The organism is Streptomyces coeruleofuscus, from assembly GCF_039532725.1.
Lineage (GTDB): Bacteria > Actinomycetota > Actinomycetes > Streptomycetales > Streptomycetaceae > Streptomyces > Streptomyces coeruleofuscus.
In genome coordinates, this window is sequence record NZ_BAAASE010000001.1 from 405,734 (window position 1) to 431,319 (window position 25,586).

Consider the following 25,586-nt stretch of genomic DNA (forward strand, 5'->3'; position numbering starts at 1 on the left):
CCAGAGGATGTGCGGGGTGACCTCCTCCACGCGCACCTCCGCAAGCCCCGCCGGCCTCACCGCCGACCTCGACGAGGCCGCCCACCGCTGTCTCGTCGCGGGGTTCGCCGGGACCACGGGTGTTCCGGACGAGCTCAAGCGGCTCGTCGACCGGGGGCTCGGCGGGGTCATCCTGTTCACCCGCAACGTGCGGGACGCGGAGCAGGTGCGGCGGCTCACCGAGGAGCTGCGGGCCGTCCGGCCGGACCTGCTCGTGGGGATCGACAACGAGGGCGGCGGAATCGGGCACCTGGCGGGTGCCGGCGCTCCCGAGGTGCCCGGGTCGTTCGCGCTCGGTGTCGTCGACGAACCCGGACTGACCGCCCGCTGTGCCGACGCCCTGGCCGGGCACCTGGCCTCCCTCGGCATCACGGTCTCCTACGCCCCGGTCGCCGACCTCCAGCACCATCCGCGCAACCCGATCGTGCGCACCCGTTCCTTCGGTGCCGAACCCGCGCTCGCCGCCCGGCATCTGCGGGCCTGGATCGCCGCCACCGAGGCGCGCGGCATCGCCTCCTGCGCCAAGCACTTCCCCGGCCACGGCGGCACCGAGACCGACAGCCACCACGGCATCGCCGTCGATCCGCGGCCGTACGACGAACTGCGGGCCGACCTCGAACCGTTCCGCGCGGCCGTCGACGCGGGCGTGCCGATGATCATGAGCGCGCACGTCGTGTTCCCGGCGCTGGACCCCGAGCGGCCCGCCACCCTGAGCCGCCGCATCCTGGGCGATCTGCTGCGGCACGAGCTGGACTTCGACGGGGTCCTGGTCAGTGACGCGCTGGAGATGAAGGCGATCGCCGACCGCTACGGCGAGGCCGCCGGGGCGCGGATCGCCCTCGCGGCGGGTGCCGACCAGGTGATCGTGGCCGTGCCGGACCTGGAGGTCACCCTGGCCTGCCGGGACGCGGTGCTCGGCGCACTGCGCTCCGGCGCGCTGTCCGGGGAGCGGCTGTGGGAGGCCGCCGGGCGGGTGCGGCGGCTCGCCGGGCGGTACGCGGTTCCGTCCGGGGCGGTCGACGGCTGGGACGCGGGGGCCGGGCTGGAGGCGGCGCGCCGGGCTGTCCGCGGCCGGCCGGTGCCGCCGGCCGTGCGCGGCGCCCATGTCGTCGACCTGTTCCCGCCGCCGCACCCCGCCCTCAACTGGGGCGGCGAGGACCTGCTGACCGAGGTGCGCGCCGCCGACCCCGCGGCCACCGGGACGGCGGTCACCGGGGAGCCGGCGGATCCGGCCGCCGTCGTGGACGCCGTCCTGCGCGCGTCCGGTGACGCACCGCTGGTCGTCGCCACCTGCGACGCCGGGCTGCACCCCTGGCAGGGACGGCTGCGCGCCGCCCTGCTGGCCCGGCGGCCCGATGCCGTACGGGTCGACACCGGGCTGCCGGAGGGCGGCGCGCTGTGCTCCTACGGGCGGGGGCGGGTGAACCTGCGGGCCGTCGCCGAGGTGCTGGCGGGCAGTTGAGCCCTACGGCACCCGTACGACCTCCTTGACGCCGCGCGCCGCCAGGTACGCGGCGTCGTCCGCCCGGGCCGCCAGGACCACCGCCGGGCGGACGCCCTCCGTGCGCAGGTCCATCCACGCGTCGAAGTAGGCACCGCCCGGGCCGGACACGGAACGCGTGGACGGCGTGCAGTCCAGGACCAGGGCCGTCTCGCGGGGGCGTGCCGGGTGGTGCCCCGCGCGGACCTCGGCGACCGTCTCGGCGAGGGCGGTCGCGATCGGCTTGGCGACGCCCCGCGCGTCGAACAGGCCCAGGGTGTACTCCAGTTCCGGGTAGTCGGCCAGCGAGCGGTCCACGTCGTGCGAGCACCACCACGTCACGCCCCACAGTCCCTCGCACCCGGCCGCGTTCCGTACGGTCGCCCGGGCGAAGTCGGGCGCGTCCGCCGCCGGGATGTGCGGTTCCGGGGCGCCCGTCTCCTGGACCCAGACCGGGCGGGCCGGATCCTCGGCGTAGGCCTTGGCGAGTTCCGTGCCGTACTCGGCGAGGTGCAGCACCTGCGGGGAGCGGGGGCCGTAGCGGCGGGCGCAGTCGCCGGAGAACACCCAGGGGTGGACGGTGGTGACGTCGCCCTTGCGGGCCGAGGCCTGCGGGGTGAAGGGGTGGTCGTCGCCGTACCAGGCCGCGTCGTAGGCGGAGTGGGTCGCGAGCCGGCCGTGGGGCAGGTGCTCGCGGGTGGCGTCCAGCAGGGTGTCGAGGTAGTGGTCCACCTCGTCCGGGGTCACGGGGTTGTGCTCGACCAGGTTGTTGAGTTCGTTGCCGAGCTGGAGGCCGATGAGGTTGGGGCGTCCGGCGAGGGCGCGGGCGAGGGTCCGCATGAGTCCGGCCTGGGCGGCGACGGCCTCCGGGTCGGTGAAGACGTTGCGGTGGTGCCAGCCGCGGGTCCACTCCGGGTAGAAGTCGAAGCTGGACAGATGACCCTGCACACCGTCCACCAGGACGTCGAGACCGGCCTCGGCCGCCAGGTCGACCAGGTGCGCCAGCTGGTCCACGGCGGCGGTGCGGATGAGTGTGCGGTTGGGCTGGAGGAGCGGCCAGAGGTGGAAGACCCGGACGTGGTCCAGACCGAGGGCGGCGATCTGGTCCAGGTCCTCGCGGGCGTGCTTCGGATCGAAGTCGTGCCAGGAGTGGAACCAGCCGCGGCGGGGCGTGTAGTTGACGCCGAAGCGGAGCGTAGGGATGGGATCCTCCTCGGGTCGGGTCTTGCCCTGGGTGAATGCATCAATCACCATAGTCGGCGATGGGTAATGAATTGAACCAGGAGTGCCGAGACTTGGTGGTCGGTCTCGACGCGGGCGGCACGCGGACCCGGGCGGTTCTGGCGACGGCGGACGACGGGCGTCCGGTGGGCGAGGGCGCCGCCGGGCCCGGCAACGCCCTGACCGTGCCTGTGCCGCAGCTCACCGAGCACCTCGCCGAGGCCGTCGGGCGGGCCGTGCCGGAGGCGGTCCGTGACCGGGTCGTGGCCGTGGCCGGCGGTTTCGCGGGCGCGACCGGCGCCGCCGCCGACGAGCCGGGGCGGCGCAATGCCCTGGCGGCCCTCACCGCCGCCCTGCGCCGGCTGGGCATCGACGCCGGCCCGCCCGTCATCGGCAGCGACATCGAGGCGGCCTTCGCCTCCGCCCCGGGCACCCCGGCCGACGGTCTCGCCCTGGTGGCCGGCACGGGCGCGGTGGCCATGCGCATCACCGGCCGCCGCGGCGCCGTCACCGTGGACGGCGACGGCTGGCTCCTCGGCGACGACGGCAGCGGCTTCTGGATCGGCCGCGCGGCGGTACGGGCCGCGCTGCGCATGGCCGACGGCAGGGGCGCGCCGACCGTGCTGGCGGAGACGGTGGGCCGGGAACTCGGGGTGCCGGGCGACGCCCTGCCCGGCGGTGCCGCAGCCGGTGGCGCGGTGCGCAGACTGTCCCCCGACGTGGTCCCCGGCGGCGCGGAGGGCGCGTCGGGTGACGGGTGGCACGAGGCGGTGCCGCGGGTGACCGGGCCGGGGCAGTCGGGAGGGGCTGAAGGTGCGGGTGGCCGGCCGGCCGGCCCGGGGCCGAGCGGCGAGGGCGGGCGGGAGTCGGCTGGTTCGGGGCGGTTCGGAGGGGCTGGGGCCGCGGGCGGGCGGTCGGCCGGTCCTGAGCAGTCCGGTGCGGGCGGGTGGTCGACCGGTTCGGGGGAGTCCGGAGGATTTGGAGCCGTGGGCGGGCCGTCGGCCGGTTCGGGGCAGTCCCCAGGAGTTGGAGCCGCGGGCGGGCGGGGGCCCGTTGGTCCGGGGGAGTCCGGACCAGCAGCGGCCGCGATCGGCGGCGTGGCCGGTTCTCCGGCTGTCGGCCGGCGCCCCCTCCCGCCCCACGACGACACCCCCTGGTCCCGCCCCCGGCGCGAGGCCTACCGCAGGCACCTGCTCCCCGCCGTCATGGCCGAGCCACCCATCCGCCTGGCACGGCTCGCACCGCTGGTCGTCGCGGCGGCCCGGGACGCCGAGGACCCGGTCGCCCTGGCCATCCTCGACGAGGCGGCGGATCAACTCACGGAGACCGTACGGGCGTTGGATCCCGGCCCCGGCGAGCGGGTGGTCGCCACCGGCGGACTGCTCGGGCCGGACGGGCCGCTCACCGACCGCCTCGAAACCCGCCTCCGTGCCCTCGGCCTCACCCTCGACTGGGTCCCCGACGGCTGCCGGGGCGCCGTCGCCCTGGCCCGCCTCGCCCACGGCGGCCGTACGTGACCGCCACCCGGCAGGGCACGCCCCCGTACCGCGACCCCGCCGCCCCGGTCGACGCCCGCGTCCGCGACCTGCTCTCCCGTATGACCTTGCGCGAGAAGGCCGGTCAGCTCAACCAGCGGATGTACGGCTGGGACGCCTACCGCCGCACCTCCGACGGAGGCTTCGAGCTCACCGACGCCCTGTACGCCGAGACCGAGCGCTTCGCCGGACTCGGCGCGCTGTACGGACTGCTGCGCGCCGACACCTGGTCGGGGGTCGACCACGCCACCGGTTCCGGCGCGTCCGACGGCGCCGAACTGGCGCACCTCGTCCAGCGCCACGTCGTCGCGCGCAGCCGGCTCGGCATCCCGGCCCTGTTCGTCGAGGAGGTGCCGCACGGCCACATGGCCCTCGACGGCACGGTCATGCCCGTCAACCTGGCCGTCGGCGCCACGTGGGCCCCCGGGCTGTACGAGCGGGCCGCCGCCCACGCCGCCGCCGAACTGCGCGCCCGTGGCGGGCACGTCGCCCTGGTCTCGGCCCTCGACATCTCCCGTGACCCGCGCTGGGGGCGGACCGAGGAGTGCTTCGGCGAGGACCCGTACCTGGCCGCACGGCTGACGGAGGCGCTGGTGCGCGGCATGCAGGGCGCACCCGCCGAGTACTTCCCCGCCGACAAGGCCCCGGTCGTCCTCAAGCACTTCGCCGGGCAGGGCGCGACCGTAGGCGGCCGCAACTCCGCCGAGTCCGAGCTCGGGCTCCGGGAACTGCACGACATCCACCTCCCCGCCGCCCGTGCCGGGGTCCGCGCCGGGGCCGCAGCCGTCATGGCCGCGTACAACGAGGTGGACGGCCTGCCCTGCTCCGGGAACCGCGCCCTGCTCCGGGAACTGCTCAAGGAGCGCTGGGGTTTCCAGGGTCTCGTCATGGCGGACGGACTGGCTGTGGACCGGCTGGCCCGGATCACCGGGGACAAGGTCTCCGCAGGAGCCCTCGCACTCGACTCGGGTGTGGATCTGAGCCTGTGGGACGAGGGCTTCACGCATCTGGAGGCGGCGGTCGAGCGGGGGCTGGTGAGCGAGGCGGCTCTCGACGAGGCCGTGGCGCGCGTCCTGCGGTTGAAATTCCGCCTGGGACTGTTCGAACAGCCCTACAGCACCTGCCCGTCACCACTCCCCGCCGTCGGACGCGACCTGAGCACCGCCCTCGCCCGCGCCGCCGTCACCCTCCTCCACAACGACGACCTGCTGCCCATATCCCCGGCGACCGTCTCCCGGATCGCCGTCCTGGGCCCGCACTCCGGCACCGTCGCCCACCAACTGGGCGACTACACCGCCCCGCAGCGGCCCGGCACCGGCACCAGCGTCCTCGACGGGCTGCGCGAGCTCGCCCCGCCCGGCATCGACATACGCCACGCCCAGGGCTGCGCCCTCACCGGCGGCGACCTGTCGGGCCTCCCCGAGGCGATCGCCCACGCCGCCGCCTCGGATGTCGCCGTCCTGGTGCTGGGCGGCAGCAGCGCGCGTTCCGCCGGGACCGGCTTCGACGCCAACGGGGCCGCGCGCACCGCCGTGTCCGAGATGACCTGTGGCGAGGGCGTCGACCTGGCCGGACTGCGGCTCGGCGACGCCCAGTACGCGCTCCTGGACGCCGTCGTCGCGACGGGGACGCCGACGGCGGTCGTGCTGATCCAGGGCCGCCCGCACGTCGTGCCCGACACGGCGGCCGCGCTGCTCACCGCCTGGTACCCCGGCCCGTGGGGCGGTGAGGCGATCGCCGAGGTGCTGCTCGGGCTCGCCGAGCCCGTCGGCCGGCTGCCGGTCTCCGTCCCCCGCTCCGCGGACCGGCTCCCCGTCCACTACAACCACAAGGACACCGAGTACGGCGGCTACGTGGACGGCAGCGCCGGGTCTCTCCACTCCTTCGGGCACGGACTGTCGTACACGAGCTTCGCGTACGGCCCGCCCCGCCTGTCAGGGCACGGCGTCGAGGCCGGCATCACCAACACGGGCCGGCGCCGGGGCCGTTCCGTCGTCCAGCTCTACCTGCGCCGGCTGCGGACCCCCGTCTGGCCGCGCACGCTGGAACTGTGCGGTTTCCGGGCGGTCGACCTGGCGCCGGGCGAGACCCGCACGGTCGCGTTCCCGCTCGGCGCCGACTTCCGTACCGCCGTGCCGCCCGGCACGGTGGTCGAGTTCCGGGTCGCCGCGTCCGCGCGGGCCGCCCTGACCGCCGTACCGACTCAGAGCTTCACGGCCCCCGAGGAAACCCCCTTGTAGAACCACCGCTGGGTGATCACGAACAGCACCAGCACGGGGATCACGGAGATCACCGAGCCCGCCATCACCATCCGCTGGTCGTAACCGAAGGACGAGGTCTGAAGCCGTGCCAGGCCCAGCGTCAGCGTGAAGTGGTCCTCGGTGCGCAGCACGATCAGCGGCCACAGGAAGTCGTCCCAGGCGCTGATGAAGGTGTTGATGGTGACGACGAGGATCGCGCCGTAGGCGGACGGCAGGTACAGGTACCGGAAGCGTTTCCACTCGCCCGCTCCGTCGAGCATCGCCGCGTCCTCGATCTCGCGCGGCACGGCCAGGAACGCGGCCCGCATGATGAGGACGTTGATCGCGGCGACGAAGCCGGGCAGCCAGACCCCGGCCAGGTGGTCGACCAGGCCCATGTCCCGGATGCTGAGGAACAGCGACACCATGATCGACTCGAAGGGGAACATCATGGAGGCCAGCAGCACGATCCACACCAGCTTGCGGCCCTTCCAGCCGGGCTTGGACAGCATGTAGCCGGCCATGGTGGAGAAGACGAGCTGGCTGGTGATGGACAGCAGGGCGATGACCACGCTGTTGCTGATGTACGTCCACACCGGCACCTGGTCGAAGACCTCGCGGTACGCCCGCAGCGACGGATCGCGGGGGATCAGGGAGGCGCCCGCGCCGAAGACGTCCTCGCCCGCGCCCTTGAGGGACGACAGCAGCTGCCACAGCAGCGGGCCGACGGTGATGAAGAGGACGAACACCAGCAGCAGGTAGCGGACGACCAGTTCGCGCGGGCGGCCGTAGTCGCGCCAGCGGGGCGTCAGACGTCGGCGCTTGTCGACGGCGGTCGTCATGCCTCGTCCTCCTTCGTCAGGCGCTGGGCGAGCAGCGTGAGGCCAAGGGTCAGTGCGAACAGGGCGACGCTGACGGCCGCGCCGTAGCCGGCGTTGCCGGTGAGCGGGTCGAGGCCGACGTCGCGGATGTAGAACGGCAGCGTGCGGTCGGCGCCGCCGGGGCCGCCGGTGGCACCGCCGAGCATGTAGATCTCGGTGAAGACCCGCAGCGAGCCGATGCCGGTCAGGGTGCCGACCAGCATCATCGACTGGCGGACGCCGGGCACGGTGATGTGCCAGAACCGGCGCGCGGCGCCCGCCCCGTCCACGGCCGCCGCCTCGTGCAGCTCCCTGGGGACGTTTCCCAGGGCCGCCAGGTAGAAGATCATGTACCAGCCGAGGCCCTTCCACAGCGTCAGGCCCATCGCCGACAGCAGGATCAGCCACGAGTCCGACAGGAACGGGATGGCCTCGCGGATGAGGTGCGCCTTCTGGAGCCAGGTGTTGACCAGTCCCTGGTCGCTCAGCAGCCACTGCCAGCTCAGGCCGACGACCACGCTGGAGGCGATGACCGGCGTGTAGAACGCCGAGCGGAAGAAGCCGATGCCCGGCAGGTTCTTCTCGACGAGGATCGCGAGCAGCAGCGGCAGCAGCACCATCAGCGGAACGACGAACAGCGCGTACAGCAGGCTGTTGCGGGTGGCCACCCAGAAGTCCGGATCGCCCAGCATCCGGCGGTAGTTGTCCAGGCCGACGACGTCGTAGGCACCGCCGAGCGGTTTGGCGTCGGTGAAGGAGACGACGACCGTGTTGAGGAACGGGAAGACCCCGAACACGGTCGCGCCGATGATCGCCGGGGTCATCCACAGCCAGGGCAGCCACCAGCGGCGGTAGAGCGCCGCGCCCCCGGCGTCGGCGCTCGCGCCGGGCGTGACGAAGCGGAGGGCGCGGCGCAGGGGCCCCGGCGTGCCGCGCGAGGGGGAAGCGCCGGGGCGCCGGGCGCCCGCACCCGGGGGAGCGGGAACGGGCGCCTTGTGGACGGTCGGTTGGGTCATCCTCAACTGCCCTGCTCGATCAGCTGGTTCGCCTTGGACTGCGCCTCCTTCAGAGCGTCCTCGGCGCTCTTCTTGCCCTGCATCGCCAGCTGGATCTGGGCCGAGATGGCGTTCAGCTCACCGGGCGTCAGCGCGATCTCGTCGGCCGTGGCGGTCTTGCGGTCACTGGCGACGATCTTGCGTGCCTCGGCGAACGGGTCATCGCCCTTGACCGACTGGAAGAACGGGTCGTTCAGGGAGGCCGTGGTGGACGGGAAGATGACGACGTTCGGGTCCTTGGCCCAGGCGAGCTGGTTCTCGGCGTTCGTCAGGAACCGCCCGAAGGCCAGCGCCGTCGAGGCGTTCTTGCTGGTGGACGCGGTGCCGATGTACTGAGGGGCGCCGACCGTGTGGCCGAGGGCGTCCAGCATGAAGGGGGCCACGCCCGTCTTCTTGTAGACGCTCGGGTTGTTCTGCTGGATGAACCGCAGGAAGTTGGGGTTGGTGGGGCCGTAGACCAGCTTGCCCTGGCCGTAGACGTTGGCCGGGTCCTGCGTGGAGGACAGGGAGTCCCTCGGCATGCCGCCGGCCTTGTAGAGCTTCGTCATGGCCTCGACCCACTGAGCTGTCTTCGGATCGTCGGCGAAGGTGAACTTCTTGCCGTCCGGGGAGAGGATCTTGATGCCCATCTGCTGCCAGTCGGCGGGGATGCGCAGCTGCGGGTTGGCGAGGAACGCGTAGTACTCGCCGCCGGAGGCCTTGGCTATCTTCTCCGCGTCGTCGAACAGGCCGAGCACGGTCGTCGGAGGTTTCGCGGGATCCAGGCCCGCCTTCTTCATCAGGTCGGTGTTGAAGGTCTGCACGATGCCGCCGGAGTACCAGGGCAGCACGCTGTGCACCTTCTTGCCGTCCGCGTCGGCGTACATGCTCGACTTCCACAGCGCGGGCGCGAACGGCTTGCCCGCGTCCGGTGCCTTGTCGTCCAGGTTCAGCAGGTAGCCGTTCTTCGTCAGCGCCACCGCCGTGTTGACGTTGATGTTCACCACGTCCGGCAGCGTGCAGCCCTGCGCGTCGGCGACCAGGCGCTGGGTGAAGGTGGCGTCGCCCGGGTCGTCGATCCAGTTGACCTCGGTGCCGGGGTGGGCCTGCTCGAAGGCGTCGATGACGCCGTTGAAGTACTTCCCGAAGTCCTTCTTCAGGTTGGTGGTCTGGAAAGTGATCTTTCCCTTGACTTCGCCGGAGAGCTTCCCGGAACCGACGTTGCCCTTGTCGACCTTGCAGCCGCCGGCGGTGGCGTCGCCGCCGTCCGAACCGCCGCCGGCCAGGCCGCAGCCGGCGGCCGTCAGCGTCAGGACGACCAGACAGGTCAGGGATCCGGTGAGTCTTCTTGCGCGCATTGCTGCCCTCCTGGGACCAGTCATGCTGGATCAAATCACCAAGTTGGACTTTGATTGATGAAAATGTGGACCAGAATTCATCGGAGGTCAATGGTTTGCCGTGTTGCTGTTCGGTTGCGTACGGCGATCAGTGGCGGTGTTCGTGGTCCGGATGGGAGGGGTCGCCGGGGTGTTCGTGGCCTTCGGCGTACACGACGTCCGCCCTTGCCCGGTCGAGCCAGTTGAAGAACGCGCGCCGGGCTGCGGCGTGCCGCAGCCTCTGTGCGACGCCGTCGTGGACGTGCGCGTAGGGCTGGATGTCCGAGGGCGCCGGATCGTCGTAGGGGTCGACGCCGCGGCGCAGGGCGTCGGGAGTGAGGAAGCGGTCCCGGTTGCGGACGTAGTAGTCCCGTACGGCCGTCTCCGGGATGTGCTGCTCGCGTTCCAGGTCGGCCAGCAGGGCTCGGGCGGCGGGGGAGTGGGCGAGTGCTGCGGCGATGATGCTGCCCAGGTCGGCGACGTCGGTTTCCGGGATGGTGAGCAGGTGCATCGGCAGGACGTCGTCCGGTGGGGGCAGGCCGCGTTCCGCGCAGGCTTGGCGGGCGAGTTCGTCTGTGATGATGACCTGGGTTGCCCAGCGTCGTTGTTGGCGGTGTCGTCTTGCTTGTGCGGCGGCGTCGTGGCTGGTCGCGCAGTGCCCCGCGCCCCTGGGGGCAACGGTGCTCAGGAAGGTTTCCACGTGCTGCTTCGGGATCGGATTGTCCCGAACAAGAGCCGCGTACTCCTCCCTCATGGCGTCACCTCCAGCTCCACTGCCCTCGTGTAGGCCACGCAGCCGTGCCAGGCCGTCTTTGCCATCAGCCAGTACGAACCCGGTGGGATCGCGTCGCCGTTCACCTCGATCAAGGACTCGATCTGTTCCCCACCCGGCACTGTGAAGCCCTGGCAGCCTGGCGTGACCCCGGGCCAGGTGCCCCAGGAGGACACGGCCCACAGGGTGCCGTCGACGGGGCCGCGGGTGGGGTTCCGCAGGGTCACGGGGACCCGGGCCCGTTCGCCCCGGCGCACGGACACGCGCTGAACTCCCAGTTCTGTCACCAGAGTCGGGCCCCTGTGCCCGCCCGCGACGTCCAGGGCCACCACGTCCTCGTACGTCTGCCCGCCGTACGACAGCCGGGCGGCGAGCCAGTGCCGGCCGGGGGCGGCGTCCGGCGGGGGTGTCACCGTGATGTCCGTGAGGGTGAAGCCGCCGGGGCCGAGCGCGTACGGCAGTTCGGCGGGCTCGGTGCTCCAGCCGGGCGGCACCTCGAAGGCCACCGTGCCCGACACCGGCGCGTCGGTGAGCTCCGAGGAGACCCGGACGGTCGCGGTGACGGGGCCGTCGGCGGTGAGGGCGGTGGGGGAGAGGTACACGGCGACCGGCATGTTGCCGCGGGGCGCGGGGCCGGAGTTGTGCAGCCAGTAGCGGGTGGCGACGGGCTGGGCGGGCTCGTGGGCGGCGATACCGGGGCCGACCGCGCTTTCCGGCGCGTGGGCCGGCGTGGCGAGGAGGGTGGCGACCTCGAAGCCGGTCAGGTCGACTCCGAGGCCGCCGGTCTCCTCCGGGACGAGGGGCGCCCCGGGCCTCTCCAGGACGTCGGCTCGGGCGCCCGCCGCCCATGCCACCGGCCCGGCCACCCGTGCCCGTACCGGCCGGCCGTCGACCTCGTGCACGCGGACGACGAGACCCCGCCCCGGATCCACGGGTGCCTCGCTGCCCCGGGCCAGCGGGGAGCCGAGCGGTTTGAGCGCGTCGAGCAGCACCTCGCCGGCGGGTTCCAGACCGAGCAGGGTGGCCTCCCGGGGCAGGGCACCGGAGGACTGCCGCAGCCGTGCCGTCAGCGGACGGTTGTACGCGTGACCCGCCTGCGGCAGCCGCAGTGCGCGCCAGTCGCCCGTGCCCGCGACGACGGCGTACTCGAAGGTGTGCGACCAGCGCTGGAGCTGGAACCCCGAGCCGTCGGGGGCCGTACGGCGCGGTGGGTCGATCCAGACGCCGGACGGCCAGCCGGTGCAGGAGCGCATCAGGGACATGTAGAGGTCGCCGGAGGCCGTGACCACGCAGCCGGGCGTGCCGCGGTTGAGGATCGCGAAACTGCGGCCGTCCCAGGCGTCACCCGGTGGCAGGGCCTCGCCGCCGCCGGCGGCCGTGGCGCTCACCGTGAAGTCGTCCAGGTCGGCGATCAGCGCGTCGACCGCCTCGGCGTCGTCCTCGGGGCGGGCGCCCGCCACCACCAGCAGCGGCAGGCGCTCCAGATCGCGCAGATCGGCCCCGGGGATCCACTCCTCGCGCAGACAGGCGCGCGGTGCGACCCAGACGGCGGCCACGCCCCGTTCGGCCAACTGGCGCTTCAGTTCCCGCCCGGCCGCCGGGTCCCAGCCGAGCGCCTCGGCGACCACGGCGTTGCGGTCGGGGCCGCCGACGGCGATCCGGAGGTCCGGGAGGTTGGAGTCGACCTCCAGGTCGCCGTAGCGCGGGCCGTCCGCGATCGTCGAGGTGGCCGTGACCCCGGCGCGGACCAGGGCCGCCGCGAGCGGGGTGCCGAGGTCGCCCGCGATGTCCCAGTCGGCATGGATGAGTTCGGCGACGCCGATCGAGCGGTGTCCGAGGAGGACGCCGGAGTCGTCGTGGACGGCGACGCGGGCGGTGGAGCCGAGACCGAACCAGGTGTTGGCGGGGTTGTCCAGCGTCCAGGGGAACCGTTCGCTGTCCACTTCCACGAAGCCGAACCCGCGCCCGATCACCGCGTCCGCCACCTCGTGCACCGGCAGCCCGCCCCGAACGTCCGAGGGCCAGCGCACGCGGATCAGCCGGTCGGCGCCGTCGTACCCGTCGACGGTCGTGGTGAGGTCGAGCCGGTCGACGCCCTGCCACAGCGTCAGCCGCTGGGTGCAGCGGAAGAGACCGAGGTCGGCGGTGACGGTGAGACGGGAACCGGCGGGGGAGTGCTCGACGCGTACCTCGGCGGTCACGTCCCGGCCGCGGGCCGCGGTCGTGCCGGTCGGGGTGAGGTGCCAGGGGCCCTCGCCGAAGCGCGGATGCCTCGGGTACTCCTCCTGGACGACGATCTCGTTGCCGATGTCCCCGGGGCGCAGCAGCTCCCGGCCGCCCTCGGCCAGTGCGCGCAGGCTGCTGACGCCACCGCCGCGCGCCGGGTCGACCGTCACCTCGTAGAACTCGTTGCGGATGGTGAGGCCCTCGCCGGGCGCCCAGCCGGGGGCGGACCCCTCGGTGAGCGGGAGCGCCGTGAGGCCCATGCCCGGCACCTCCGGGACGACGACATGGAGCCGGCCGTCCTCGCGGACCGCGGGGAGCCCCCGGGGCACGAGCCCCGGGTCGTCGACCGTCAGCACGTCACGGCGCTCCCAGGTCGCGGAGTTGAAGACGACCAGGTCGGGGCCGTCGCCCGGGGCGACCTCGTCGGCCAGGGCCTGGGTCGCGTCGGCGTGCACGCTCACGGCCAGATCGTGCAGCTCCCGCCAGCCGGTCATCAGGTCGATGTAGACCTGGTCCGACTCCGAGCCGGTGATGGCGTCGTGGTGGGCGCCGTAGACGAGTTGCCGCCAGGCCTTGTCCAGGGCCGCGTCCGGATAGGGCCGGCCGGTGACGAGGGAGGCGAGCGTCGCCCAGGCCTCCGCGTCGGCGAGGAGGGTCTCGCCGTACCGCTGGGCCTGCTTGGTGTCGATGTAGGAGACGTCCTTGCCGGTGTAGACCGGGTTCATGTCGCGGGTCTGGGGTGATGCCCTGCGGCCCTCCGCCTCCAGTTCCGCGCGGACGGCGGCGAAGAAGTCCCGGGGGATCGCGCTGATGAAGCGCGGCCAGACGTACCGGGCGTTCCAGTCGCGGTGGATGTCCATGACCCAGCGGCACGGCGGCGCGTAGTCCCCGCCCACCGGGAGCAGCACGTTGCGGGTGAGGGCGACCTGCTTGAGCCGCTGGAAGAGCGTGTACGCGGCGGCCTCCGCCTCGGGCAGGGCGGGCGCGTTGTCGATGGCCCAGCCGGCGCCGTAGTGGTTGAACATGTACGCGGTCAGCAGGCCGCGCCCCGACGGGGCGATCCAGTCGAACTCGGCCGGGAACTGCATCCGGCCCGGGTCCCTCGGTTCCTCGCCGAACACCGACAGGGTCGGCCCCCACTGGTGGAACGGCCCGCGCGCCCATGAACTGGAGCTCACCCCGGCGTCCGCCATCAGCCCCGGGAACTGCGGGTCGTGCCCGAAGGCGTCCAGTTGCCAGGCCGTCTCCGGGGAGGCGCCGATGATCCCGCGCTGGAAGCCGTCCCCGTACAGGGCGTTGCGGATGGTCGCCTCGGCGCCGGTGAGGTTGGTGTTGGGCTCGTTGTAGGTGCCGCCCATGATCTCGACGCGGCCGGTGCGGATCAGCTGCCGCAGGAAGGCGCGCTCCTCCGGGAAGGCGTCCCAGTAGGGCTTGAGGTAGTCGACCTCCGCGAGCACGAACGTGTACGCCGGGTCGCGCCGTGCCAGGTCGCAGTGGGCCCGGACCAGGCTCATGCCGGACTGGCCGCGCGAGTCGAAGGTGCGGGCGGGCAGTCCGCTGCTCCCCGGGTCGTCGGCGACGTCCCAGGTCTCCGTGTAGGCGCCCTGCGTGTTCCACCAGACCGGGTCGTAGTGGAAGTGGCTGACCATGAACATGGTCCAGCCGGGCTCGGCCGCGGTGAACTCGCCCGTGCGGGAGGTGACTTCGTCGCCGTCGGCCGCGGTGACCGTGATCGCGCGGCGGTCGCCGGGGACCAGGTCCTCGCCGGTGACGGGGATCTCGGCGCGTACGGTGCCGTCCTCGCCGACGGCGGTCTCCGTGGTGCCGGTGAGGCCCGGGCCCTCGACGGTGAGCCGCACGGTCCGGCCCGGAGTGTGGCTCAGCTCGACGGCCACCACCTGTCGCGGCTGCTCGGTGGTCCCGGTGAAGAGCTCGGTCGACTCGACAGAGGTGACGCGCATGGGGCTCCTACGAGTGCTCTGGGGAGCCCCATCCTGCACGGCAGGAGTGATTCAAACAACCATCTTCACGTCAACTTGGTGGTTCATCCATGCACGGCCGGTCGGGTCACCTGGCTCGCCGGGACTTCACCGCGTGCTGCGGGGTGATGTGGTCGGTCAGTGCCAGCGACGCGCTCGCACGCTGGTAGGTGAGCTGGGCGACCCGGACGTACAGGCAGTCGACGAGCATCAGGACGGAGTGCCGGCTGCTGATGCTCTCGGCCCGGAAGCTGGTCTCCGAGGAGGACGAGATGAGCCTGATGTCGGCGGACCTGGACAGCGGCGAGCGCGGATCGGTGGTCAGGGCGATCGTCGTGGCGCCGCGCTCCTTGGCCGTCTCGAACGGTTCGAGGGTCTCGCGGGTCGCCCCCGAGTGGGAGATGCCGATGGCCACGTCCGCCGGGGTGAGCAGGGCCGCGGAGGTGGCGGCCGCGTGCACCTCGGTCCAGCCGCGGACCGCGCAGCCGATGCGGAACAGCCGGGTCTCGGTCTCCTGGGTCACCGCCCCGCTGCCGCCGACGCCGTAGACGTCGATGCGCCGGGCGCGGGCCAGGGCCTGGGCCGCGCGCTCCAGCGCGTCGAGGTCGATCCGGTCGATGGTCTGCTGGATGGCGCGCAGGTCCGCCGTGCCGACGACCTGGACGACCCGTTCGAGGCTGTCGTCCGGGGAGATGTCGGGACCGATCTCGGCGGTCCCCCAGTCGGACACCTCGCCCCGGCCGCGCTCCTGGGCCAGTTCGATCAGCAGGTGCTGGTAGGAGTCCAGCCCGACGGCCCGGCAGAAGCGGGTCACGGTCGCCTGGGAGGTGCCCGTGCGGCGACCCAGCTCGGCGGCCGAGCAGTGGGTGACGGCGGCCGGATCCTCCAGGATCAGCTCGCCGACCTTCCGCAGGGACCCCGCCAGCCGGGGCAGTTCGGTGCGGATCAGTGTGGTGACGTCCGTGGGAGGCATGGGGAGAAGGTAGCAGCCACCCTTGCGCACGCGGATTGAATACCAGGACCCGACGGACAGCCTGGGCGAGGTGTGATTTATTGATTCACCGACAGGGAAGTGTAGGGTGATTCAATCCATCAGTGAGGAGTGTGTCGCGTGTCCGTCGAGTCTGTGAGCGCCCAGGGGTTCGCGCGGGAGAGCCTCGCCCTCCTCCAGCAGGTCATCGAATCCGCCCGGGGCGACGTGGCCGCCGCCGCGGACCTGGTCGCCGAGTGCGTACGCGCGGACGGTGTCGTCCAGGCCTTCGGCACGGGCCATTCGCAGGCCCTCGTCCTCGAACTCGCGGGCCGCGCGGGCGGACTGGTCCCCACCAACCGGCTGAGCATCGCCGATCTCGTCCTCTACGGCGGTGAGGACCCGGCCGTGCTCGACGACCCGCTCCTCGAACGCCGGGCCGGGGTGGCCGCCCGGCTCTACGACCTGGCCGCCCCGAACCCCCAGGACCTGTTCGTCGTCATCTCCAACTCCGGCGTCAACAGCGTCATCGTGGAGATGGCCCTGCACGCCAAGGAACACGGCCACCGCGTCCTGGCCCTCACCTCCCTGGCCCACACCCGGGCCGTCCCCGCCGCCCATCCCAGCGGCCGGAAGCTCGCCGACATCGCCGACGTCGTCCTCGACAACGCGGCCCCGCCCGGTGACTCCCTGCTCGCACTGCCCGGCGGCGGCTCGGTCTGCGCCCTGTCCACCCTCACCGGCGTGATGCTGGTCCAGATGACGGTCGCCGAGGCGGCCGGCCGCCTCCTCGCCGCCGGAGAGCGCCCGCCGGTCTACGTCTCGGCCAACGTGCCCGGCGGCTTCGAGGGCAACCTGGAGCTGGAGAAGAAGTACGCCGGCCGGATCCGTCGCACGGCGAGCTGAGCCGGACCGGCTTTCCGCGCCCCCCAGGGCGTGACGGAGCAGCCGCTGCCGTGAGCCCGGCCCGGCAGCCGGCGAACCGTTTCCGTCCGGACCATTGACGCGCCCCCCGAGGACTCACACACTGGCCTGACTACGTAGTCATGAGCCGCCCGCCCGCCTGGCGGCCTCCGGTGACTACGTAGTCCACGACCGTCAGAGAGCCGGGAGGCGCGCATGTCCGCCAGCGGAGCCGAAGGAGGCCTCCCGGCCGCCGGCGGGCGACGCCGGCGTGGCCCCGGGATGACCGAGGTCGCGCGGGCCGCCGGCGTGTCGCAGAAGACGGTGTCGCGGGTCGTCAACGGCGAACCGCACGTCAGCCCGGAGGTGCGCGACCGCGTCCTGCGGGCCATCCGCGAACTGGACTACCGTCCCAACACCGCCGCCCGCGCCCTGCTCCTCGGCCGCTACCGCCGGATCGGCGTGGTCTCGCTGGGCAGTTCGCTCTACGGCCCGTCGACCCTGCTCATCGCCCTGGAGCGGGCGATGCAGCGCGCCGGGTACTCCGTCGCCCTGGCCAGCACCCTGGAAGGGCAGAAGGTCTCGGCCGCCGTGGACGCGTTGCTGGAGCAGGGCGTGGACGGGATCGTGCTGTCCGAGCCCATCGACGACGGCACTCCGCTCAGACTGAGCGCCGACGTGCCGGTGGTCAGCCTCGGCGAGGGCGTGGAGCTGACGCCGGGCACGAGTGCCGTGGTCGGCGGCGACGGTGTCGCGGCCGCCCGGATGGCCACCGAGCACCTGCTCTCCCTGGGGCACCGCACCGTCTGGCACCTGCCCGGCCCGCAGGACTGGTGGGCCGCCCGCGACCGTCTGCGCGGCTGGCGCGAGGCCCTCGCCGCCGCCGGCGCACCCGAGCCACCGCTGCCGTCACCGGGCGACTGGAGTCCGGCCTCCGGTTACGCGGCCGGACGGCAGCTCGCCGAACTCTCCGACGTCACGGCCGTGTTCGCCGCCAACGACGACATGGCCATCGGCGCCCTGCGCGCGTTCGCCGACGCGGGCCGCGCCGTCCCCGGCGACGTGAGTGTCGTCGGCTACGACGACATCCCCGCCGCCGCCTATCTCTCCCCGCCGCTGACCACCGTCCGGCAGAACTTCGCCGCCGTCGCCGACCGCGCCGTCGACGTACTGATCGCCCTGATCGAGGGCTGCCCCGCCCCGGCCGGACCACCCGGCCGGGCAGTCGAATTGACCGTACGGGCCTCCACCGGGCCGGTACGCGACCAGGGCCCCGCACCCCACCCCGTGCCTGCTCCCTGACCGCCCGCCCCTACGACCGCCAGAGTCCCACCGCCACGGCACCCCCGCCGGCCGGTGCGGTCCGCCCTGCCCGCGTGCGCCGTCCGGGACGGCCGCCGCACGCCCCGCCCACCCGTAGCCGCACCACGTGAGGAGTCACGTGTGTCCACCTCCGTGTCCCCCAGCCCCCCGACCCGCCGCACCCTGCTGCGCGGTGCCCTCGGCCTCGGTACGGCCGCCGCACTCTCCGCCTGCGGCGGCGGCAGCACCACGCCCCGCACCTCCGGCGACGTCACCCTCTCCCTGTGGACCCACGACCCGGGATACGAGGACTTCTTCGTCAAGGGCGTCCCGGAGGCCGACCGCGCCACCGACTTCCGCTACCACCTGAAGGTGACCCGCTCCGGCCCCCCGGACATCGTCACCAAGCTGCTCGCGCAGGCCGTCGCCGGACGCGGCACACCCGACCTGGTGGGCTTCGAGATCGGCAGCTTCCCGCGCATGCTGCGCGGCGACATCTCCGAACGGCTGCTGCACGACTTCACCCCCGACATCGAGGCCGTACCCGGCCTGAAGGACGACCTGCTGCCGGCCCGCACCGCCCCCTTCAGCAAGGACGGCCGTGTCTACGCCTTCGACTCGGACACCCCGATGGTCGTCTACTTCTACCGCGACGACCTCTTCGACGAATACAACCTCCCCGCGGACATGGCGACCTGGGAGGAGTTCGCCGAGGCCGGCACCCGGGTGTACCGGGACCACCGCGCCTCGCTGTGCGTCGTCTCCACGGCGGGCAGTGACCCGACCCAGGTCGTGCAGTCCTTCCAGATGCTCCTCTACCAGCGCGGCGGCGCGTTCTTCGGCGCCGACGGGGAACTGCTCCTCGACTCGCCGGAGGCCGAGGAGGTGCTGCGTTTCCTGCGCGAGGGGCTGCGCAACGGCTTCGTCGTCGATGTCTCCGACTACTACGGGGCCGCCATGCAGACCGCCCTGAAACAGGGCCGGGTCATCGGCCTGCCCATGGCCATCTGGTACAAGAACTACGGCCTGGTGCCCAACGTGCCCGAGCAGAAGGGCAAGTGGCGGGTGCGTTCCCTGCCGCGGTTCACCAAGGGCGGCGGGGTGACCGCCGCGCTCGGCGGCACCGGCTTCGGCGTCGTCGAGGACAAGGCCAACACCCGCGCGGCCACGGAGTTCCTCTTCAAGACCTGGCTCACCCACGACGGCCAGGTCCGCCGCTTCACCGAGACCGGCTACCTGCCCACCCGCCGGTCCGTGTACGACGATCCGCGCCTGGGCGGCTACGCGGACGACTTCTGCGGCGGACAGCGGCTCTTCCGTCTCTACCGCTCCCTGCTGCCGGACGTACCGCCGTTCCACCAGAGCCCCGACCAGTCGATCCTCTACGACGTCCTCGCCGGCAACCTGCTGCGCGCGTACCGCGGGGCTCTGTCGCCGCGGGAGGCGCTGCGGCAGACCGCGGCGGACTTCCATGACCAGGCCGGGCGGTAATTCGTCCGCGGCGCCGCTGTGGCTTGTCGCGCAGTTCCCCGCGCCCCTGAGGGCGCTGCCGAACTCGGCGGATCAGGAGTAACCCACCATGACCACGACCGTTGCCGGGCCGCCCGGCACCGCACGCACGCACAACGTCCCGGGCCGGGAAGAACACCGCCCCCGCAAGTCCTGGGCGCCCTACCTCTTCGTCTCGCCCTTCTACATCCTCTACGTCCTGTTCATGCTGATCCCGGTCGGCGCCTCGGTGTGGCTGAGCCTCACCGAGTGGGTGGGACTCGGCACCCCGCACTGGGTGGGGCTGCGCAACTACCGGCTGCTCGCCACCGACATCAGCTTCCACCGGGCCCTCGGCAACACCGCCGTGTTCGTGCTGGTCGCGGTATGCGTCGTCGTCCCGCTGGCGCTGCTGATCGCCCAGGCCGTCAACACCCGCGGCCTGCGCGTACGGGACCTGTGGCGCACCGCCTACTTCGTGCCGATCGTGGTCTCGCCCATCCTCGTCGCCCTCGTCTTCGGCCTGGTCTTCGACCGGCAGTTCGGGCTGGCGAACGCGGTGCTGCGCGCCCTGTTCGGCACCGGCGGCGTCGACTGGCTCGGCGATCCGAGCCTGGCGAAGGTGAGCATCGCGCTGGTGATGCTGTGGCGCTGGACCGGCTACCTCACCGTCTTCTTCCTCGCCGGACTCCAGAACGTGCCCAGGGAGCTGTACGAGGCCGCCGCCCTCGACGGGGCCGGGCGGCTGCGCACCTTCGTCACCGTCACCTTGCCGGCGCTGAAGCCGGTGACGGCGTTCGTGGTCGTCACGTCGTTCATCGGCGCGGCCCAGATCTTCGAGGAGCCGTACCTGCTGACCGGCGGCGGGCCGGCCGAGTCCACCCTCTCCGTGACCATGTTCATCTACCGGGCGGCCTTCCAGCGCCAGCAGTTCGGCTACGCCGCCGCCGCGGCCGTCGTCCTCTTCGTGCTGGTCTTCGGTCTCAGCCGGCTCTTCAACCGTTTCCTCGGCATCGGGAGGGCCGCCTGATGACCCGCACCCGCGTACCTCTGTACGGCGCACTGGTCCTGCTGCTCCTGGGCTTCCTCGCCCCGCTGGTGTGGGCGCTGAGCGGCTCGTTCAAACCGCGCGGCGACATCTTCGGCTACCCGCCGAGGCTCGTCCCCGACCCGTTCACCCTCGCCAACTACCGCACCCTGCTCACCGACCAGCCCTTCGGCCGCTGGTTCCTGATGAGCACGGTCGTCGCCGTCGTCGCCACCACGGTGTCCGTCTTCGTGTGCGCGCTCGCCGGCTACGGCTTCGCCAAGTTCCGCTTCGCGGGCAGGCGGCTGCTGTTCGACGTCATGTTCAGCTCCCTGTCGATCCCGTTCGCGGTGATCCTCGTGCCGCTGTTCGTGATCCTCGTCAAGACCGGGCTCGGCAGCCCGTGGTTCGCGCTGATCGTGCCCTGGGTGGCGCCCGCGTTCGGGATCTTCATGATGCAGCAGTACATCGTGCAGTCCATCCCGGACTCGGTGCTGGAGGCCGCCCGGATCGACGGGGCGAGCGAGTTCGGCATCTTCCGGACCATCGTGCTGCCCTTGCTGCGGCCCTCACTGGGCGCCTTGGCCGTCTGGCAGTTCCTCCAGAGCTACAACAGCTTCCTGTGGCCCTTGGTGCTGGTCTCCGACAGCTCCCAGTACACCCTGCCGCTCGGGCTCCAGACCCTGTTCGTGTCGGAGCAACGGCAGTACGACCTCGTGCTCGCCGGAGCCGTCCTCGCCGTCCTGCCCGCCGTCGCCCTCTTCGTGCTGCTGCGCAAACAGCTCCTCGAAGGCCTGTCCACGGGCGCGGTCAAGGGCTGACGCACCATCAACTCACCTGAGGAGAAGCATGTTCGAGCTGCCCCGGCGCGTCCTGTTCGGTGCCGCCTACTACCACGAGTACCAGCCGTACGAACGTCTCAAGGACGACCTCGACCTGATGGCCGAGGCCCGCTTCTCGGTGATCCGGGTCGGCGAGTCCGTCTGGTCCACCTGGGAACCGGAGAACGGCCGCTTCGACCTCGACTGGCTCCAGCCCGTCCTGGACGGTGCCCACGAGCGGGGCATCTCGGTCATCCTCGGGACGCCCACGTACGCGGTACCGCCCTGGCTGGCCCGGCAGTACCCGGAGATCACGGGAGAGACCCGCACCGGCGAGCGCATCGGCTGGGGCGCCCGGCAGGAGGTCGACTTCACCCACCCCGCGTTCCGCTTCCACGCCGAGCGGATCATCCGCAGGATCACCGAACGGTACGCGGGCCACCCGGCGGTCATCGGCTACCAGGTCGACAACGAACCGGGCCTGCACCTCTTCCACAACCACGGCGTCTTCCAGCGCTTCACCGACGAACTGCGCGAGCAGTACGGCGACGTGGAGACCCTCAACCGCGAGTGGGGCCTGGTCTACTGGTCGCACCGGCTGTCCACCTGGGCCGACCTGTGGACCCCGGACGGCAACGCCCAGCCGCAGTACGACCTGGCGTGGCGGCGCTTCCAGGCCCGGCTCACCACCGAGTTCATCGCCTGGCAGGCCGACATCGTCCGCGAGTACGCCCGGCCCGGCCAGTTCGTCACAACCTGCATCTCCTACGACCGCCAGGGCGTCGAGGACGACCGGCTCACCGACCGCCTCGACGTCACCGCGGGCAACCCGTACTACACGATGCAGGACGCCCTCACCCTGCCCGACAGGGGCGCCGCCGGGCAGGACTGGACGACCAACGGCACCTGGGCGCTGTACCGCAGCGCCGACCGCATGTACTCCTCACGCCAGGAGCCGTTCCTGGTCACCGAGACCAACGCGCAGGCCATCGGCGGGCCGTGGGACAACCGCCCCGCCTACGACGGCCAGTGGCGGCAGGCGGCCTGGGCGCTGATCTCCCGCGGTGCCTCGATGATCGAGTACTGGCACTGGCACACCCTGCACTTCGGCACCGAGACCTACTGGGGCGGCATCCTCCCGCACAACGGGCGCCCCGGCCGCGTCTACCGCGAACTGGCGGCTCTGGGAGGGGAGTTGGAGAGGGCCGGTGATCTCGTCGCGTCCCTCACCCCGGACGCCGACGTCGCCTTCCTCTACGACGGGCCCAGCAAGTGGGCGCTCCAGGGCCAGCCGCCGCTCGCCGCCCCCGACGGAGGCCCGGACGGGCGGTCGTACGAGAGGATCTTCGACGCCTTCTACCGCGGTGCCTTCGACGCCGGTCTCCAGGCCCGCGTCCTGCACCCCGGGCAGCTCCCGGACGCCGAGCTGCCTCCCCTCCTGGTCGTCCCGGCCTACTACGCCGCCGACGACTCCGTCCTGGACCGGCTCCGCGCCTACGCCGAGGCCGGCGGCCATCTCGTGCTCGGCCCCCGCACCGGCTACGCCGACACCGAGGCCAGGGCCCGCACCGACCTCCAGCCGGGCCGGCTGGCCGAGGCGGCCGGGGTGACGTACGACGAGTTCGGCAACCTGGGCGAGCCGCTGCCCGTCACCGGCACGGACTCCCTCCCCCTCCCGGCCGACGCACACGCCCTGCACTGGGCGGACGGGCTGCGGCCACAGGGCGCCGAGACGCTCGCGGCGTACACGCATCCGCACTTCGGACGCTGGCCCGCGGTCACCACACGCCGCCACGGCGCCGGGCGCGTCACCTACGTCGGTACCGTCCCCGACCCCGTCTTCGCCCGGGCCCTGTTCGACCGGTACGCCCCCGAGGGCGTCTGGCGCCCCGCGCACCCGAGCGTCACGGCCACCTCGGCGACCGCCCGGGACGGCCGCCGCGTGCGTTTCCTGCACAACTGGTCGTGGGAGGAGGTGTCCGTGCCGGTACCCACCGCCCTGCGGGACGTGCTGTCGGAGACCGTGTACGGCGACGCGGTGCCGCTCGGGCCGTGGGACGTGAAGGTCCTGCTGGAGGAGCAGATCTAGCAACCGTCGCTTCCAGCCGGAAAGTTCCGGCCGCCCGTTCGCTGGGCATCGTGTCAGGGGCGTGGGCCGCGCCGCCCCGGAGGGGGAGCGGGCGGGCCGTTCGGCCGGCGAAGGGATGGGAAGCCATGACGTCACCGCTGCCCCCGGGAGAGACGCTGTCGCAGCCGGTGCTGAATCCGCCGGCGTCGGTCGCGGTGTTCCTGGTCGCCACGATCGACTCCGGCGGGGAAGCCGTCGTACGCGAGGTGCTGGGCTCCCTCGCGGGCCTGGTACGGTCCGTCGGCTTCCCCAGCCCCGACGGCGGCCTCGGCTGCGTCGCCGGGGTCGGATCCCGGGCCTGGGGCCGGCTGTTCGGCGGGCCGCGGCCCGCCGAACTGCACCCGTTCCGCGAGCTGGCGGGGCCCCGGCACCACGCCCCGGCCACCCCCGGCGACCTGTTCTTCCACATCAAGGCCGCCCGCACCGACCTGTGCTTCGCGCTGGCCGCCGAGCTGGTGCGGCGGCTGCGCGGCACGATCACCGTGCGGGACGAGACACAGGCGTTCTCGTACTTCGACTCGCGCAACCTCCTCGGCTTCGTCGACGGCACCGAGAACCCCGTCGGCCCGGCGGCGGCCGACGCGGCGCTGGTCGGCGCGGAGGATCCCGGTTTCCGCGGCGGCAGTTACGCGCTCGTGCAGAAGTACCTGCACGACGTGGACGCCTGGGAGGCCCTCGCCGTCGAGGCGCAGGAGAAGGTGATAGGCCGGAGCAAGCTCACCAACCTCGAACTCGACGCGCCCGGCTCGCACAAGGACGTCAACACCGTCCTGGGCCCGGACGGCTCGGAGCAGAAGATACTGCGGGCGGCGATGCCCTTCGGCAGGCCCGGCCACGGGGAGTTCGGCACGTACTTCGTGGCCTACGCGCGCACGCCCGGAATCCCCGAGACGATGCTGCGCAAGATGTTCCTCGGCGGTCCGGGCTCGGGCCCGGACCCGCTGCTGGACTACTCGCGGGCCGTCACCGGCAGCCTCTTCTTCGTGCCGCCGACGGGCTTCCTGGAGGCCTTGCCGGAGAGCTGACCACCCCGGCTGCCGTCAGAGCACCTTGCGGTGCAGAAGGGCCGACAGGACGAGGGCTCCCGGCAGGAGAGGGAGCCACACGGTCAGGACGCGGTAGCCGATGACGGTGGCCGTGGCGGTGGCCACCGGGGCGCCGAACGCGGCCATGGTGAAGACGAGTGCGGCGTCCACGGGGCCGATGCCGCCCGGCGCGGGCACGGCCCCGACCGCGGTGCCCGCCACCAGCAGCGCGAGGACCACCTGCGCCCAGGACAGCGGCAGCCCGAGCGAGAAACCGACCGTGGCGATCACACTGCCCTGGAGCAGCGGGGTGGCGGCCGCCCCGCCCCACAGGGCGAGCACACGGCGGGGCCGGGTGTGCAGCTCGCGGGCGTCGGTCAGCGCCGTGCGCAGGAAGCCGAGGACCGGGCGGCGCAGTGCCCCTACGGTCGCCAGCGTCACGGCGGTCGCGGCGAGCGCGAGCAGCGCGCCGCCCGCCGCGAGGAGCAGCGTGCGGTCGTCCGGGACGAGCGCGCCGAGACGCAGGACGTCCGGGAACGCCACCAGGAACGCGAGCAGCACCACCGTCTTGGCGACCGGTTTGACCAGGGAGTACAGGGCGAGTGAGGCGGTGGCCCGGGGCAGGGGGATGCCGCGGCGCTGAAGGAAGCGCAGGGTGACGGCGTGCGCGCCGATGCCCGCCGGCAGCACCTGGTTCGCGGCACCGGCGGCGAACTGCGAGGCCACCAGCAGCCCGGGCGGCAGCCGCTCCGGCAGGGCGCCCTGCCGGACACAGGCGGCGGCCACCCACGTCAGGCAGGTGCAGACGAACGCGACGAGCAGCCACCCGGGGTCGGCCGAGGCCAGCCGGGCAGCCCCCTCGTACACCGCCCGCCGGTCGGCCAGGGCCCACCCCCCGACCAGCAACAGCGGCAGCAGGGCCAGGACCGGCCGCACGAGCCGTGCGGTGAGGGAGGGGCGGCGGGGTGTGGCGGGGAGCGGGGCGGGGAGCGTTTCGAGCCGGGGCTGGGACACGGCGTACGTCGTCCTTCCGCGTCACACCCGGGGACGGGGCGGACGATGCAGGGCGAGTCAGGGGGACGCCGGAAACGTGCCCGGCCGGTGTGACGCGGGGGTGTCAGGCAGCGGAAGCGAGAAGGGCGGGAGAGCGACACGGCCGG

At 72.7% G+C, this 25,586-nt stretch carries 18 protein-coding genes; 10 read left to right on the forward strand and 8 right to left on the reverse strand.

The window, feature by feature from the left end:
• Positions 1–16: 16 nt before the first annotated feature.
• On the forward strand, positions 17–1,501 hold the full coding sequence (locus tag ABFX81_RS01720) for a glycoside hydrolase family 3 N-terminal domain-containing protein (RefSeq protein ID WP_428837130.1): 1,485 nt from the start codon (positions 17–19) through the stop codon (positions 1,499–1,501).
• A gap of 3 nt (positions 1,502–1,504) precedes the next feature.
• On the opposite strand, the gene ABFX81_RS01725 is transcribed toward ABFX81_RS01720, so the two are convergent.
• Positions 1,505–2,773 carry a cellulase family glycosylhydrolase gene (locus tag ABFX81_RS01725; RefSeq protein WP_086841345.1) on the reverse strand — a complete coding sequence of 423 codons (1,269 nt, stop codon included), beginning with the start codon at positions 2,771–2,773 and terminating at the stop codon, positions 1,505–1,507.
• Positions 2,774–2,817: 44 nt separating this feature from the next.
• Here ABFX81_RS01725 and ABFX81_RS01730 point away from each other — a divergent pair, with 44 nt between their 5' ends.
• Complete coding sequence (locus ABFX81_RS01730; protein ID WP_346137757.1) at positions 2,818–4,257, forward strand: BadF/BadG/BcrA/BcrD ATPase family protein; 1,440 nt, start codon at positions 2,818–2,820, stop codon at positions 4,255–4,257.
• 80 nt (positions 4,258–4,337) lie between these two features.
• Positions 4,338–6,515 carry a glycoside hydrolase family 3 N-terminal domain-containing protein gene (locus tag ABFX81_RS01735; protein ID WP_346137758.1) on the forward strand — a complete coding sequence of 726 codons (2,178 nt, stop codon included), beginning with the start codon at positions 4,338–4,340 and terminating at the stop codon, positions 6,513–6,515.
• Here ABFX81_RS01735 and ABFX81_RS01740 read toward each other — a convergent pair.
• The 6 genes from ABFX81_RS01740 to ABFX81_RS01765 form a co-directional block, all read right to left on the reverse strand.
• A complete protein-coding gene (locus tag ABFX81_RS01740; protein ID WP_086839454.1) occupies positions 6,479–7,357 on the reverse strand; it encodes an ABC transporter permease subunit in 879 nt (292 codons plus the stop codon). The two genes, ABFX81_RS01735 and ABFX81_RS01740, sit on opposite strands and share 37 nt — an antisense overlap.
• Positions 7,354–8,391: an ABC transporter permease subunit gene (locus tag ABFX81_RS01745; RefSeq protein ID WP_086839457.1), complete on the reverse strand. Its 1,038-nt coding sequence runs from the start codon at positions 8,389–8,391 to the stop codon at positions 7,354–7,356. Before ABFX81_RS01745 ends, ABFX81_RS01740 begins: the two co-directional genes overlap by 4 nt.
• A gap of 2 nt (positions 8,392–8,393) precedes the next feature.
• Complete coding sequence (locus tag ABFX81_RS01750) at positions 8,394–9,767, reverse strand: extracellular solute-binding protein (protein ID WP_346137523.1); 1,374 nt, start codon at positions 9,765–9,767, stop codon at positions 8,394–8,396.
• Between the two features lie 127 nt (positions 9,768–9,894).
• Positions 9,895–10,539: a malonyl CoA-ACP transacylase gene (locus tag ABFX81_RS01755; RefSeq protein WP_086839459.1), complete on the reverse strand. Its 645-nt coding sequence runs from the start codon at positions 10,537–10,539 to the stop codon at positions 9,895–9,897.
• Complete coding sequence (locus tag ABFX81_RS01760; RefSeq protein WP_086839461.1) at positions 10,536–14,744, reverse strand: glycoside hydrolase family 38 N-terminal domain-containing protein; 4,209 nt, start codon at positions 14,742–14,744, stop codon at positions 10,536–10,538. Before ABFX81_RS01760 ends, ABFX81_RS01755 begins: the two co-directional genes overlap by 4 nt.
• A 106-nt stretch (positions 14,745–14,850) precedes the next feature.
• Positions 14,851–15,735, reverse strand: coding sequence for an SIS domain-containing protein (locus ABFX81_RS01765; protein WP_086839463.1), 885 nt, complete (start codon positions 15,733–15,735; stop codon positions 14,851–14,853).
• 138 nt (positions 15,736–15,873) lie between these two features.
• Between ABFX81_RS01765 and ABFX81_RS01770 the strand changes: the two genes are divergently transcribed.
• The 7 genes from ABFX81_RS01770 (at position 15,874) to ABFX81_RS01800 (ending at position 24,426) form a co-directional block, all read left to right on the forward strand.
• Positions 15,874–16,638, forward strand: coding sequence for a sugar isomerase domain-containing protein (locus ABFX81_RS01770; RefSeq protein WP_086839465.1), 765 nt, complete (start codon positions 15,874–15,876; stop codon positions 16,636–16,638).
• 279 nt (positions 16,639–16,917) lie between these two features.
• The gene (locus ABFX81_RS01775) at positions 16,918–17,937 is read left to right on the forward strand and encodes a LacI family DNA-binding transcriptional regulator (protein WP_346137759.1); all 1,020 of its coding nucleotides are present in this window, start codon (positions 16,918–16,920) and stop codon (positions 17,935–17,937) included.
• A 141-nt stretch (positions 17,938–18,078) separates the two neighbouring features.
• Positions 18,079–19,428 (forward strand): ABC transporter substrate-binding protein, encoded by a 1,350-nt coding sequence (locus ABFX81_RS01780; RefSeq protein WP_346137524.1) that lies wholly within the window; start codon positions 18,079–18,081, stop codon positions 19,426–19,428.
• 88 nt (positions 19,429–19,516) lie between these two features.
• Entirely contained in the window at positions 19,517–20,455 is a 939-nt protein-coding gene (locus ABFX81_RS01785) for an ABC transporter permease subunit (RefSeq protein ID WP_086853951.1), read from the forward strand.
• Positions 20,455–21,273 carry an ABC transporter permease subunit gene (locus tag ABFX81_RS01790; protein ID WP_086853953.1) on the forward strand — a complete coding sequence of 273 codons (819 nt, stop codon included), beginning with the start codon at positions 20,455–20,457 and terminating at the stop codon, positions 21,271–21,273. The genes ABFX81_RS01785 and ABFX81_RS01790 overlap by 1 nt, the downstream gene beginning before the upstream one ends.
• 28 nt (positions 21,274–21,301) lie before the next feature.
• Entirely contained in the window at positions 21,302–23,362 is a 2,061-nt protein-coding gene (locus ABFX81_RS01795; protein WP_086853955.1) for a beta-galactosidase, read from the forward strand.
• A gap of 125 nt (positions 23,363–23,487) precedes the next feature.
• A complete protein-coding gene (locus tag ABFX81_RS01800) occupies positions 23,488–24,426 on the forward strand; it encodes a Dyp-type peroxidase (RefSeq protein WP_086853957.1) in 939 nt (312 codons plus the stop codon).
• A 15-nt stretch (positions 24,427–24,441) separates the two neighbouring features.
• On the opposite strand, the gene ABFX81_RS01805 is transcribed toward ABFX81_RS01800, so the two are convergent.
• Entirely contained in the window at positions 24,442–25,440 is a 999-nt protein-coding gene (locus tag ABFX81_RS01805; RefSeq protein WP_346137525.1) for a lysylphosphatidylglycerol synthase transmembrane domain-containing protein, read from the reverse strand.
• Positions 25,441–25,586 lie beyond the last annotated feature (146 nt).

Bases quoted from the DNA above. Each gene is read 5' to 3' on its own strand.
- ABFX81_RS01725 (WP_086841345.1), bottom strand. From the start codon at position 2,773: ATGGTGATTGATGCATTCACCCAGGGCAAGACCCGACCCGAGGAGGAT.
- ABFX81_RS01735 (WP_346137758.1), top strand. From the start codon at position 4,338: ATGACCTTGCGCGAGAAGGCCGGTCAGCTCAACCAGCGGATGTACGGC.
- ABFX81_RS01740 (WP_086839454.1), bottom strand. From the start codon at position 7,357: ATGACGACCGCCGTCGACAAGCGCCGACGTCTGACGCCCCGCTGGCGC.
- ABFX81_RS01745 (WP_086839457.1), bottom strand. From the start codon at position 8,391: ATGACCCAACCGACCGTCCACAAGGCGCCCGTTCCCGCTCCCCCGGGT.
- ABFX81_RS01750 (WP_346137523.1), bottom strand. From the start codon at position 9,767: ATGCGCGCAAGAAGACTCACCGGATCCCTGACCTGTCTGGTCGTCCTG.
- ABFX81_RS01755 (WP_086839459.1), bottom strand. From the start codon at position 10,539: ATGAGGGAGGAGTACGCGGCTCTTGTTCGGGACAATCCGATCCCGAAG.
- ABFX81_RS01760 (WP_086839461.1), bottom strand. From the start codon at position 14,744: ATGCGCGTCACCTCTGTCGAGTCGACCGAGCTCTTCACCGGGACCACC.
- ABFX81_RS01765 (WP_086839463.1), bottom strand. From the start codon at position 15,735: ATGCCTCCCACGGACGTCACCACACTGATCCGCACCGAACTGCCCCGG.
- ABFX81_RS01775 (WP_346137759.1), top strand. From the start codon at position 16,918: ATGACCGAGGTCGCGCGGGCCGCCGGCGTGTCGCAGAAGACGGTGTCG.
- ABFX81_RS01785 (WP_086853951.1), top strand. From the start codon at position 19,517: ATGACCACGACCGTTGCCGGGCCGCCCGGCACCGCACGCACGCACAAC.
- ABFX81_RS01790 (WP_086853953.1), top strand. From the start codon at position 20,455: ATGACCCGCACCCGCGTACCTCTGTACGGCGCACTGGTCCTGCTGCTC.
- ABFX81_RS01795 (WP_086853955.1), top strand. From the start codon at position 21,302: ATGTTCGAGCTGCCCCGGCGCGTCCTGTTCGGTGCCGCCTACTACCAC.
- ABFX81_RS01800 (WP_086853957.1), top strand. From the start codon at position 23,488: ATGACGTCACCGCTGCCCCCGGGAGAGACGCTGTCGCAGCCGGTGCTG.